Source organism: Methylorubrum subtropicum (assembly GCF_038442325.1).
GTDB classification, from domain to species: Bacteria; Pseudomonadota; Alphaproteobacteria; order Rhizobiales; family Beijerinckiaceae; genus Methylobacterium; species Methylobacterium subtropicum.
Genome location: NZ_JBBXMW010000022.1, coordinates 39,718 through 51,856, shown reverse-complemented (window position 1 = coordinate 51,856; position 12,139 = coordinate 39,718). Strand labels below are relative to the sequence as shown.

Below are 12,139 nucleotides of genomic sequence, written 5' to 3'. Positions count from 1 at the left end.
GTCCGCATTCCGGGGGGTGGCCGAACAGCTGGAGGGTGGTCAGGACCTCGGCCATCGGCGATGGCGAAGGACGCGGTGAGATCCCCGGCGGTGAGGTCATGCACGGCAGGCTTCGGTGCGCGATCCGGCCGCGCCCATCGCGGCCTTCACGGGCGCCCCTCGCCGGAGGGGGGAGGGGCCCACACCCGGTTCAGGGCCATAGCGCAGCGGAGGACGCCGCGGTCGGGCCTGCTGGTGCGCGAGGAGGCCCAGCCGGGGAGCAAGCCCGGTCAGCGGCGTTGCGGGCCGCGACGGAGGACGCGCCGCCTCCCCCATCCCCTCCGGCCACGGTCGCCCGCTCTCCGAAGGCCGGCTGCGCGGCCCTCCGGTGGATCGGCCCCCTTGCGACGTCCGGCCCGCTCAGGATGCGATAGGGTCAGCGACGTCGCGCTGGCGCTCCGGAGCCCGGCGCGCCGGCCGGCCCGGACCGGCACCGAGCGTCTGACGCAGCGCCCGCCGCCGCAGGCCCTCGGACCCATAGCGACGGCCGCGCGCAGATCGGGCGACGCGATGCAACCGCGCGTCTCGAGAAGGCCAGCGAGATCATGGGCGGCGGCGATCGAGGCATCGGCCGTCTCTTCGGCGACAGGCGACGAACGGTGAGGGGAGGGGAGGGGAGGGGAGGGAAGGGGACGCGACACGGCAGGACGGAGACCAACGTGGTCATGGACAGCTCCGAAGATGTGATGGCCGCGTCGCGGGTCTGCTCTCGCGCCCGCCTGCGACCTTCGCGGGTCTTCCGGTCCGTCCTCGGCCTCTCCTGCGTGACGCGATGAGCCGCCCCGCCGCGGCAGGCTTCCCGCGAGGGATGACGCGCCGCCCATCGCGGGACAGGCGAGCGGCACGCGTGGGGTCAGCGCACGGCCCGCGTCGCAACGGGCCGGCGTCGGCTGAGACGGCAGAAGGCCGTGGCGTTACTCGGCCGCTTGCGGCCAGGCTCCGGTGTCCGACGGGGTGCTCGCGTCCGGCTCGGTCAGGAAGACCGGAAGTGCGGGACCGGACGCGGCGGCCGAGCCGCGATCGACACCGTTCGGGGCAGGGGAGGGGGCTTCGCCATCGTCCCCAGGCGTGCACAGCGGCCGCGGCAGCCATCCGGTTCCGGCCACGAGCCGTTCTGCTTCTACGGCCATGTCGGCCTTGCGCAGATGGTCGATGAGCTGGACCGCTGCCTCAACCTTGGCCTCTCGCACCGCGACGAGAATGCCGGCCTTCGTCGTGCGCCCGAAATCATTCGCTGCCATCGGCGTGAAGCTGCGGGTCATGTCGAGGCCGACCTGCTGGGCAATCCGATCGGCGGGCGTCACGGTACGGCCGGGCCGATCGTGCGGCAGGATTACGGCATTGAGGCTGAGCGCCGTGCAATACGCAAGGAGGTCGTGCCGGCTGTCGAGATCGAAGCTGCGCAACGCCTCCCAAAGGTCCTGGGGCCGAACCGGGAGCTGCTGAGACCCGTCGGCATGCCGCTGCGCGAGCGCGATGGCCGCCGCGTTGGCGGCAAGCCCCGGCGCGGCGCGCGTCAGGGCGATGTGGCGCGCCTCGATGTCCAGACATGTCTCGCGCGCGCCGCTCTCCCGGTCGAACGTTTGCAGCGTCAGGGCATGCAGCAGGGCGAGCAACGCGGCGTCGGGATCGCGCGCGAGCGCGTCGCCCAGGCCGAGGGTGCGCACGCTCGTCAAATCGGACAGAAGCCGATCGGAGATGACGGCACTGCCCTCATCGGCCTCCACGGGGGCAGGGGGGCCGCCGCAGCGGCGCCGAGTGCCGGCACCGGCGATGGCGCCTCTGGCCCGTCCGTCCCAGTTCCGGCCTCACGTGTCCCGGGCTCCGCCGCGCCCGGCTCATCCTCCGGGCGCACGTATCCGCGCTCGACCCGCAGACGACCGGAGGCATCGAGCGACACGAAGGCGCCGGCGTAGGCGACCTCCTCCGGCTCGAAGACCGGCGACCGCTCGTCCGGCGCTTCCAGCATCGCCTCGATCGCCCCGAGACGCTGGTCGGCGGCGGCCGGCAGCTCCTCGGCTGCGGCGTGCTCCGCCTCGATCTCCTCGGCTTCCAGCAGCAGCGCCGCGCGGCTCGCTTGCTCCTCCGGGCTCAGTCCGCCCTCGCCGCGCAACCGGCGCAGGCCGACCGAGTGGCCGTAAGCCAGATCGGACGTCGCCTCGACCCAGCGCCAGCCCTCGGCCCGGATGCGCTCGGCGTCCTCGGCCAGACGGTCCGCCGTCAAGCGGTCGAGCAGAGCGATATCTTGGAGCCAGCCGCCGCCATCGGCGGCGGCGAACAGGTCCCGCAGCATCACACCACCCGCCGCCTCGTAGACCGCGAGCCCGACATACTGGGCGCGCTTGTCGGTGCCGTTTACCGCGCTCTCGGTCAACATGCGGCGGATCGCGTAGGGCTCGCGGGAATTGCTGCGGGCGAGCGCCGACCACACCGCCTCCTGGCGGGCGTGATCGTCGCAGACCGTGAACGCCATCAGCTGCTCGAGGCTGAGGCCGTCCTGCGCGTAGAGGTCGAGCAGCGTCGGGCTGACGCGCGCGAGCTTGAGGCGTTGGGCCACAATCCGGGCCGACACGAAGAAGCGGGCGGCGATCGCCTCGTCCCCGAGCCCCTGGTCGTGCAGCGTCCAAAAGGCCCGAAACTGGTCGAGCGGATGGAGCGCCACGCGCTGCAAATTTTCCGCGAGCGAGTCCTCCTCGGCCGTATGGCCGGGGTCGGCCGGCACCACGATGCAGGGCACGCTCGCATTCTTGGCGAGGCGCTTGGTCTTCACGAGATGTTCGAGCGCACGGTAGCGGCGCCCGCCCGCCGGCACCTCGAACAGGCCGGTCTCGGCGCCGGTCGCGTCCCGGACAGGACGGACGGTGAGGCTGGTGAGAAGGCTGCGCCGGGCGATGTCTTCGGCGAGGTCCTCGATCGACTGGCCGGCCTGAAGGCGCCGGACGTTCGCCTGGGACAGAACGACCTTGTCGAATGGAATCGCGCGGGCGGCATGCAGGGTCAGCTTCGTGGTGGGTCGGGCCATGTCGGGTCTCCGCGACGGACGCGGCCGGGAGGAACTCTCCCAATCATCTCGCGCCGTCGCGAAGCCTCTTCCTATCCTCGTCCTCTCAGCGCGCGGTGCCACGCTCGACGGCTTCGAGGTTGAACACGGTCGCACCCGAAGCACGATAGGCCGCCGCCACGACCGCCAACGGTGCGTTGGACAGACCGTGATGGGGCGGCGGATCCGGGGGCTCCCCGACGGCGATCATCGGACCGGACATGACGAGGTGCGCCAGCCGGTCGAACGGGACCGGGCGGCTGGCGATCACGGGCAGACCGGCCGCGCGGCAGGCCTCCAGGATTTCGGTCTCGTCACCCCCCGACAGGCGGCCATCGCGTCCGAACCACAAGGTGAAGCCGCCCCGGCCGACGGCAAGGTGGCCGCCCTCCGTGCGCAGCGCCCGCGCGATCAGCGCGGCGTAAGCCGAGACGGTGCGCGGCATCACAGGACCTCCGCACGGCACGGACGCTCGGCGTGCTCCGGATCGGCCGCGACCGATGCCGGGAAATTCGCAGCGTCCGACGGAAGGAAGGCGAGAAGGAAGTCGGCGGCACGGGAGGCGGCGGAGGCCGCGCGCACCACCGCACGTTCGTCCGCGCGAAGAATCTGAAGCCAGGCACCGATGTAGTCGGCATGGCGGACGGTCGGCACGATCGACAGGCTGGCGCAGGTGAACGCCGCCGTCAGTTCGGCGACGAGTTCCTCCTGGGCGTAGGGCGCGGAGCCGAAGCGACCGGAGAGATCGCGCGCCAGGCGGTGCCCCGCGCCGGTCCAGTGACCGAGTTCGTGCAGGGCCGTCCGGTGCCAATCGATCGGCTGCCGAAAGCTGTGGGGCGGCGGCAGCCGCACGTAATCGGCGTCGATGTCGTAGAAGGCCCGGTCGCCGCCGATCCGCAGGTCGGCCCCGCTTCGGGCGATCAACGTCTCGACCTTCGGACGGATGAGGCCGGGCGGCACCGTTGCGGCGGTCTCCCAGGCAGCGCCGGGCAGGCCGTCGCATTGCTCAGTGTTGAAGACCGTGAACCGCTTGAGGAAGGGGACGCTGCGGGCCGCATCGCCGTCGCGGTCCGCACGAACCCGTTCATCCCGCGGCGTGAAGCGGTCGGCATAGACGACCGACGTCCCGCGCTCGCCCCGGCGCACGCTGCCGCCGAGCGCCTGCGCTTGCCGGAAGGTGAGCCAGCCCTGGCCGGCGAAACCGCGCTCCACCACGGCACACCACAGGATCAGGATGTTGATGCCTGAGTAACGGCGACCGGTGGCGGCGTTGGCCGGCAGTCCGAGCGGCGCCCGAACGCGATCGGAGGTCCAGGGCTGGACCCAGGGCAGGCGACCGGCCTCCAGGTCGGCGAGGATACGGTCGGTGACCTCGCGATACACGCTGGAGCGATCCGGAGCGGGCCGGGGAGGGGAGTGCGCCATCGGACAGGCTTTCGCGACGGGCGGCCGAGGAGCCTCTCTCCTGACCTCCAAACCCGTCGCGCGCCGCGCACCTGACCTCTTTCTCTCGACGCGACGCCCATCGGCGACCGCACCGGGGCGCGATCCACCCCCCGTAACCCTGGGCCGGCGAATCGAGGCACGTCCTAGCGGTGATCGGCGCACCGTCCCTTTGAACGACAGAGAGGCTTGGTGCTGGGACGCGGTCAGGGCGCGCGCCGCTTTCGCGCATCGTGCGCCCAGGAATGTCGGCTCGCCGCGGCGACGCAGACATGGCCCACATCATCGCCCAGGTCTGAGGTCGGACGGCCGGTGTGCCCTCGGGTGTTTCCGCCATCCGCTGAAGGAGGTCCTCCAGGCGCGCCGGGGCCAGTACCAGCAATCGACGCCGACCTCGGGACCGGTGCGGATCCCAGGCAGTCCGCCATGCGCGAACCTTGGAAGCCGTGTCGGCAGACCTCACCTTTCGGCCCATGGGCAACGCGTACGACGTCATCATCGTGGGGGGAGGCGCCGCCGGCATCGGCGCGGCACGGCGGCTCGCGGCCAACGATGCATCGGCCTTGCTGCTGGAGGCGTCTTCACGTCTCGGAGGCCGCGCCTTCACGCAGAATCTCGCTGGGTATCCGCTCGACCTGGGCTGCGAATGGCTGCACTCGGGCGACCGCAACGCCTGGGTCGGCATCGCAGAGGCATCAGGCTTTCCGGTTGACCGCGGCGATCCGCCGTGGGCTCAGGCGCATCCCGGCATCGCCCGGAACGAGGACGACGAGCAGGCGGCCCGGAGGGCGTTCGGCGGTTGGGAGGAGCGGCTCCGCCCAGTCGCGCGTGGCAGCGACCGGGCAAGCGACGCCCTGGAGCCCGGCGGTGAGTGGAACGCCTACGTGCGGGCCATCGCCGGCTTCATGAGCGGCATAGCGCCCGAGCAGATCTCCGCTTCCGACTACCTGGCCTACGACGATGCCTCGACGGGCAAGAACTGGAACCTGCCGCTGGGCTACGGCACGCTCATCGCCGCCAGCCTGCCTTCCTCGACCGCGCTGCGGCTGGTCACGCCCGCCGAGCGGATCGACCTGACAGCGGACGGTGTCGCCGTCGCGACGCGCGCCGGCACCCTCCGCGCCAAGGCCGTCATCCTCACGGTCTCGACCGCGGTCCTGGCCGGCGACGCCATCCGCCTGCCTCCTGGGACCGAACCGTGGCGCGAGGCAGCCGCCGCCCTGCCGCTCGGCCGCAACGAGAAGATCTTCTTGGAGATCGGGCGCGATACCGCGTTCGAGGCGAACTCCCACGCCTACGGGAACCTGCGCGATGCGAGGTCGGCGGCCTACTCGATCCGGCCCAACGGCTGGCCGGTCATCGAGGCGTTCCTGGGCGGAGAAGGGGCCCGCATCCTTGAGGAGGAAGGTCCCGCCGCCGGCTTCGCGTTTGTGTCGGCCGAGTTGACCGGCCTGTTCGGCGGCGACGTGGCGTCGGCCATCCGACCGCTGGCGGCGACCTCGTGGAGACGGGTGGCGTCCATCGGCGGCGCGTATAGCTGCGCCCTGCCGGGCCGATCCCAGGCACGGGCACAGCTGGCACGGCCCTTCGAGGACCGGCTGTTCTTCGCGGGCGAGGCGACGCACCCCTTCGACTTCACGACCGCCCACGGGGCGCACGACAGCGGGCAGCGGGCCGCCGACGAGGCCATGGCGGCGCTTCGGGACAGGGACCGCCAGGGACGGCACGTTGCCATCGCTGCGCCGACGCGAGCGGCTGGGTAGGGACCTTAGCCGCAGTAACGCAGCGCATCGACCAACACGGCCAGCGCCGGCTCCGGCTCACGCCGGCTCGGGTAGTAGAGGTGATAGCCCGGGAACGGGTCGCACCAGTCCTCCAGAACCTGGACGAGGGTTCCCGCTTCCAGGTGCGCCCGCACCCCGTCCTCGAATAGGTAGGCGATCCCGAACCCGTCCAGCGCGGCCTGGAGGAGCAGCGGCTCGGTGTCGAACACCAACTGTCCCTCGACCCGGACCCTCACCTCGCGCCCGTCCTTCTCGAACTCCCAGGCGTAGAGACCGCCATGGGTCGGCAGGCGCAGGTTGATGCAGGCATGCGCGGTGAGATCCTCCGGGCGCTGCGGCTTGGCTCGCCCGGCGAAATAAGAGGGAGCCGCGACGGCGGCCATGCGCATGTCCGGCCCGATCCGGACCGCGGTCATGTCCTTGGCGACGATGCCGCCCCAGCGCACCCCGGCGTCGAACCGCTCGGTGACGATGTCGGTCAGGACGCTGCTGACGACAACCTCGACCTTGATGTCGGGGTGGTCCGGCAGGACGCGCCGCAACGCCGGCCAGAGCACTGTGGGTGCCGCGTGCTCGTCGGCGGTGATCCGAAGGTTGCCTGCCGGCTTGCCCCGCATCTCGGCGAGGCCGGCGAGTCCCGCCTCGATCTCCTCGAACCGGGGTCCCACCGCCTTGAGGAGTCGCTCGCCGGCCTCGGTCGGCGAGACGCTGCGGGTGGTGCGGGACAGGAGTCGCACGCCCAGGCGCGCCTCTAACCCTCGGACGGTCTGGCTCAGCGCCGGCTGCGAGACGCCGAGCTGCGCCGCGGCCCGCGTGAAGCTCCGCTCCCGCGCGACGGCCAGGAAGGCGCTCAGGTCGTTCAGACTCTCGCGCAGCATTCATAAGCCTCGCTCATAGGCCCAAGTGGAACTCAGCATCTAATCCGGGGGTGCCCTGCGGGCTAGCTATCGTCGCGAGCATTCCACCGCCGACGCATCGCGGTCGGCGGAAGCCGCGAAGGAGCGTCGTCATGGAGATCAAGCGCGCAGGGTCGCAGCCCTCGGGTAAGGGACCGGAGGCATGGTTCACCGGGACCGTCCGCATCGACCCGCTGTTCGGCGCCGCCGAGCCGGCCAGGACGGGCGGCGCCCTCGTTACCTTCGAGCCGGGCGCACGCACGGCCTGGCACACGCACCCGCTTGGACAGACGCTGATCGTCACCGCCGGCTGCGGCCGGGTCCAGCGCGAGGGTGGCCCCATCGAGGAGATCCGGCCCGGGGACGTGGTCTGGTTCCCGCCGGGCGAGAAACACTGGCACAGCGCCGGCCCGACCACCGCGATGAGCCACATCGCCATTCAGGAGGCGCTCGACGGCAGCCCGGTGACCTGGATGGAGAAGGTCACCGACGACCAGTACGCCGGATAGCCCCGACGACCATTCCTTAACCCGGAGGCAGGAATCGAGGGTTTGAGCATGCGGATTTCTTTCGAGGACAAGGTCGCCCTGGTCACCGGGGCGGCCATGGGCATGGGCTTCGCCGCGGCCCGGATGTTCGCCGAGGCGGGCGCGGCGGTCGTCCTGTCGGACCGCGACGAGGCCGCCCTCGGCAAGGCCGTCGCCGGCCTGGGGGCTGCGGGCCACAAGGTGCTCGGCGTGACCTGCGACGTGGCGAACGAGGCGGAGGTCGTAGCCATGGTCCGCCGGACGGTCGACACCTACGGCCGGCTGGACGCCGCCTTCAACAACGCCGGCATCCAGATCCCGGCCAACAACGTCGTGGAAGTACCGGACGCGGATTACGAGCGGGTGATGGCGGTCAACCTGCGCGGCGTCTGGAACTGCATGCAGGCCGAGTTGCGGCAGATGCAGGCGCAGGGCAGCGGCGCCATCGTGAACTGCTCGTCCATCGGCGGCCTCATCGGAAACCCCGGCCTCGCGGCCTACCACGCCACGAAGTACGGCGTGATCGGCATGACCCAAAGCGCCGCGCTCGAAAACGCGCCCCGTGGCGTCCGCCTCAACGCCGTCTGCCCGGGCACCATCGACACGCCGATGGTCGCCAGGATGCTCAAGGAGCAGCCCGAGGCGATGGACGTCATCATGGGCAAGCAGCCGAACAAGCGGCTCGGCCGTCCGGAGGAGGTCGCCGCCGCGGTGCTGTTCCTCTGCAGCGACGCCGCGAGCTTCATCCTCGGCGTCGCGCTGCCGGTCGACGGCGGCTACACCGCCACGTGAGCACGATGACCCTGCGGGCGCACACGGGGGCGCTCCTGGCGGTGGCAACGGCGTTCGCCTGCCCGACCGGTCCGCGTCGATCCCATGCCGATCCCGGTCCCCCTCACGACCCGTGGTGAAGAGAAGACGTCCATGACCAAGAGCCATGATTTCTCGGGCAAGGTCGCGTTCGTGACCGGCTCGACCAGCGGGATCGGGCGTGCCACCGCCCTGGCCTTCGCCCAGGCCGGTGCGAGCGTCGCGGTCGCCGACGTTTCGCAGGAGGGGAACGAGGACACGGCCCGCATGATCGAGCAGGCCGGCGGGCGGGCGGTCGCCGTGCGTTGCGACGTCAGCGATTCCGGGGACGTGAAGCGGGCGCTCGACCTGACGGCCGAGACGTTTGGCAGGCTCGACTTCGCCTTCAACAATGAGGGCGTCGAGCAGCCTGTCATGCCCGCGGCCGACATCCCCGACGAGGATTTCGAGCGCATCGTCGGCATCAACCTGCGCGGGGTCTTCCTCTGCATGAAGCACCAGATACCGTTGATGGTGAAGGGCGGCGGCGGCGCTATCGTCAACACGTCGTCCGGGGCCGGCGTGAAGGGCTTCGCCGGACAGGCGGCCTACGCCGCGACCAAGCACGGCGTGATCGGCATGACCAAGAGCGCCGCGCTGGACTACGCAAAGGACGGCATCCGCATCAACGCCGTCTGCCCGGGCATCATCGACACGCCCATGATGCAGCGGTTCACGGGCGGCACGCCGGAGGGCCTCGAGCGCGTGATCGCCCAGGAGCCGGTCGGGCGCATGGGCAAGCCCGAGGAGATCGCGGCTGCGGTCCTCTTCCTGTGCTCCGACCTCGGCGCCTTCACCGTCGGGGACGCCATGATCGTCGACGGTGGCCAGACGGTAGGGTCAGGGGCGCAGCCCGTCGTCATCCCCGATGGCGTAGCGCCTCGACGAGGACCGTGAACGCCGGAGTCGGCTGGCGCCGGCTGGGATAGTAGAGATGGTAGCTCGGGAAGGGCTCGCACCACTCCTCCAGGACCCGCATCAGGCGCCCCTCCGCCACGTCGGCGAGAACCTCCTGCTCGGGCAGGTAGGCCAGGCCGAGCCCATCCAGGGCCGCCTCGCGGATCAGGCGCAGGCTGGAGAACGCGATCTGGCCCGAGACGCGCACGGCCACCTCCCGGCCGTCCCGCTCGAACTCCCAGGGGAAGAGGTCTCCGCGCGAAGCGCGCGCCAGGTTGATGCAGCGGTGCCCTGTCAGGTCCTCGGGCGTCCGGGGGGCGGGCCGGTCGGCGAGGTAGGACGGTCGCGCGACGACCGCCATGCGCATCGGCGGCGCGATGCACACGGCCACCATGTCCTTCTCGACGTACTCGCCGACGCGGACGCCCGCGTCGAAGCGTTCGGCGACGATGTCGGTCCGGGCGTCGGACGAGACCACCTCGACGTGGACGTCGGGATATTCCGGCAGCAGCCGGCGCAGGACCGGCCAGAGCACCGTCTCGGCGGCGATCTCGGGCGCGGTGATCCTGACGTTCCCGGCGGGCTTGTCCCGAAGCTCCGTCAGGGCGCTGAGCTCGACCTCGATTTGCGCGAACTGGGGAGCGATGACACCGAGCAGGCGCATGCCGGCCTCGGTCGGCGTGACGCTGCGCGTCGAACGGTTCAGCAGGCGCAACCCGACCCGCGCCTCCAACCCGTTCATGGCGTGGCTCAGCGCCGACTGCGTCACGCCGAGGCGCTTGGCGGCCCGGGTGAAGCTGCCCTCGTTCGCCACGGTGACGAAGGAGAACAGGTCGGTCATTCCCTGTCTCGCCATCGCCCATCCCCGGCCGAGCCCGTCGTCCCTGGCCCCGTACCACGAAGGTACGATGATCCATAAGCCAGGCTCATAAGCCTATGTGGAAACGGAACCTAATCGTTGCGGCCAAGCGCCGTACCTTGGAGCCTATTCAAGCTGTCCGGGTTGCCCTGGCATTCCCTGCACGATGCACGGCCTTCGGTCGGTCATCCCCCCGCAAGCTCGGAGGCCGCGATGGGTCGTCCCGGAGACATCTTATTGAATCGGAGAGACCTGATGGTCGGAGCATCCGCCGCGGCGGCCCTGGCCGCCACGCCAGCCGGCGCCCGCGCCGACGCGGCCCCCGCTGGCACTGACAAGCCCGTGATGGCGAAGGTATCGCTCACCGTGAATGGGCAGCGCCAGGAGCTTGAGCTCGATACCCGCACCAGCCTGCTCGACGCGGCGCGCGAGCACCTGCACCTGACCGGCTCGAAGAAGGGCTGCGACCACGGCCAGTGCGGCGCCTGTACGATGATCGTCGACGGGCGGCGCATCAACGCTTGCCTGACGCTCGCCGTGATGCACCAGGGCAGCGAGATCACCACCATCGAGGGCCTGGGCCAGCCCGACGCCCTGCACCCGATGCAGGCGGCGTTCGTGAAGCACGACGGCTACCAGTGCGGCTACTGCACCCCCGGCCAGATCTGCTCCGGCGTGGCCGTGCTCGCCGAGATCAAGGCCGGCATCCCGAGCCACGTCACCGCCGACCTCACCGCGCCGACGCAGGTCACCGAGACGGAGATCCGCGAGCGCATGAGCGGCAATATCTGCCGCTGCGGCGCCTACTCCAACATCGTCGAGGCGATGACCGAGGTCGCCGGGAGGCCCGCATGAAGTCCTTCACCTACGAGCGCCCGGGCACGCCCGCCGAGGCGGCCGCCGCGGTCGCGCGCACGCCGAACGCCAAGTTCATCGCCGGCGGCACCAATCTCCTCGACCTGATGAAGCTGCAGATCGAGACGCCGACGCATCTCGTCGACGTGAACGGCCTGAACCTGGACAAGGTCGAGGCGACGCCGGAGGGCGGCCTGCGCATCGGCGCGCTGGTGCGCAACACCGACCTCGCCGCCGACGCGCGGGTGCGGAAGGATTACGGGGTGCTCAGCCGGGCCCTGCTCGCCGGAGCCTCCGGCCAGCTGCGCAACAAGGCGACCACCGCCGGCAACCTGCTCCAGCGGACCCGCTGCCCGTACTTCTACGACACCGCCCAGGCCTGCAACAAACGCCAGCCGGGCTCGGGCTGCTCGGCGCTCGACGGCGTGAGCCGGTCGCTCGCCGTCATCGGATCGAGCGAGGCCTGCATCGCGACCCATCCCGGCGACATGGCGGTGGCCATGCGGGTGCTCGACGCCACCGTCGAGACCGTCGACGCCAAGGGGACAGAGCGGAAGATCGCCATCGCCGACTTCCATCGCCTTCCCGGCGACAGGCCCGAGGTGGACACGAGCCTGAAGCCCGGCGAGCTCATCACGGCGGTGACGTTGCCGAAGCCGGTCTCCGGCATGCACATCTACCGGAAGGTCCGCGACCGGGCCTCCTACGCCTACGCGCTGGTCTCGGTGGCGGCCATCCTCGGCAAGGACGGCAGCGGCCACGTCGCCTTCGGCGGCGTCGCCCACAAGCCATGGCGGGTCGAGGCGGCCGAGGCCGACCTGCCGCGAGGCGCCAAGGCGGTGACCGACAAGGTCTTCGCCGGCGCCAAGCCGACCGAGGACAACGCCTACAAGCTGAAGCTCGCCGAGCGCACGCTCGCGGCGGCGCTCAACCAAGCGAGGGCCTGAGCC

11 protein-coding genes and 1 pseudogene are annotated in these 12,139 nt (G+C 71.0%); 6 read left to right on the top strand and 6 right to left on the bottom strand.

What is annotated here, in order from left to right; all coding sequences use genetic code 11:
• Positions 1-953: 953 nt before the first annotated feature.
• The 4 genes and pseudogenes from AAHG03_RS22795 to AAHG03_RS22780 form a co-directional block, all read right to left on the bottom strand.
• Positions 954-1,766: a hypothetical protein gene (locus AAHG03_RS22795; RefSeq protein WP_342153450.1), complete on the bottom strand. Its 813-nt coding sequence runs from the start codon at positions 1,764-1,766 to the stop codon at positions 954-956.
• 866 nt (positions 1,767-2,632) lie between these two features.
• A pseudogene (locus tag AAHG03_RS27140) lies at positions 2,633-3,061 on the bottom strand (ParB/Srx family N-terminal domain-containing protein); the annotation flags it as partial.
• An 85-nt stretch (positions 3,062-3,146) separates the two neighbouring features.
• A complete protein-coding gene (locus AAHG03_RS22785; RefSeq protein WP_342153446.1) occupies positions 3,147-3,524 on the bottom strand; it encodes a hypothetical protein in 378 nt (125 codons plus the stop codon).
• Entirely contained in the window at positions 3,524-4,504 is a 981-nt protein-coding gene (locus AAHG03_RS22780; RefSeq protein WP_342153444.1) for an ArdC family protein, read from the bottom strand. Before AAHG03_RS22780 ends, AAHG03_RS22785 begins: the two co-directional genes overlap by 1 nt.
• A 491-nt stretch (positions 4,505-4,995) precedes the next feature.
• Between AAHG03_RS22780 and AAHG03_RS22775 the strand changes: the two genes are divergently transcribed.
• Complete coding sequence (locus AAHG03_RS22775; RefSeq protein WP_342153505.1) at positions 4,996-6,285, top strand: flavin monoamine oxidase family protein; 1,290 nt, start codon at positions 4,996-4,998, stop codon at positions 6,283-6,285.
• Between the two features lie 5 nt (positions 6,286-6,290).
• Here AAHG03_RS22775 and AAHG03_RS22770 read toward each other — a convergent pair whose 3' ends face one another.
• Positions 6,291-7,184 (bottom strand): LysR family transcriptional regulator, encoded by an 894-nt coding sequence (locus AAHG03_RS22770; protein WP_342153442.1) that lies wholly within the window; start codon positions 7,182-7,184, stop codon positions 6,291-6,293.
• A 131-nt stretch (positions 7,185-7,315) separates the two neighbouring features.
• On the opposite strand from AAHG03_RS22770, the gene AAHG03_RS22765 reads away from it, so the two are divergent.
• The 3 genes from AAHG03_RS22765 to AAHG03_RS22755 all read left to right on the top strand — a co-directional run bounded on the left by AAHG03_RS22765 (position 7,316) and on the right by AAHG03_RS22755 (position 9,475).
• Positions 7,316-7,711, top strand: a complete 396-nt coding sequence (locus AAHG03_RS22765; RefSeq protein WP_342153440.1) for a (R)-mandelonitrile lyase — start codon at positions 7,316-7,318, stop codon at positions 7,709-7,711.
• A gap of 48 nt (positions 7,712-7,759) precedes the next feature.
• A complete protein-coding gene (locus tag AAHG03_RS22760) occupies positions 7,760-8,521 on the top strand; it encodes a glucose 1-dehydrogenase (RefSeq protein WP_342153438.1) in 762 nt (253 codons plus the stop codon).
• 132 nt (positions 8,522-8,653) lie between these two features.
• Positions 8,654-9,475, top strand: a complete 822-nt coding sequence (locus tag AAHG03_RS22755; protein ID WP_342153504.1) for an SDR family oxidoreductase — start codon at positions 8,654-8,656, stop codon at positions 9,473-9,475.
• Here AAHG03_RS22755 and AAHG03_RS22750 read toward each other — a convergent pair.
• A complete protein-coding gene (locus AAHG03_RS22750; protein ID WP_342153435.1) occupies positions 9,438-10,331 on the bottom strand; it encodes a LysR family transcriptional regulator in 894 nt (297 codons plus the stop codon). The genes AAHG03_RS22755 and AAHG03_RS22750 overlap by 38 nt on opposite strands.
• 258 nt (positions 10,332-10,589) lie before the next feature.
• Between AAHG03_RS22750 and paoA the strand changes: the two genes are divergently transcribed.
• On the top strand, positions 10,590-11,189 hold the full coding sequence (gene paoA / locus AAHG03_RS22745) for an aldehyde dehydrogenase iron-sulfur subunit PaoA (RefSeq protein ID WP_342153433.1): 600 nt from the start codon (positions 10,590-10,592) through the stop codon (positions 11,187-11,189).
• Complete coding sequence (locus AAHG03_RS22740) at positions 11,186-12,136, top strand: FAD binding domain-containing protein (protein WP_342153431.1); 951 nt, start codon at positions 11,186-11,188, stop codon at positions 12,134-12,136. Before paoA ends, AAHG03_RS22740 begins: the two co-directional genes overlap by 4 nt.
• The last annotated feature ends 3 nt before the right edge of the window (positions 12,137-12,139 follow it).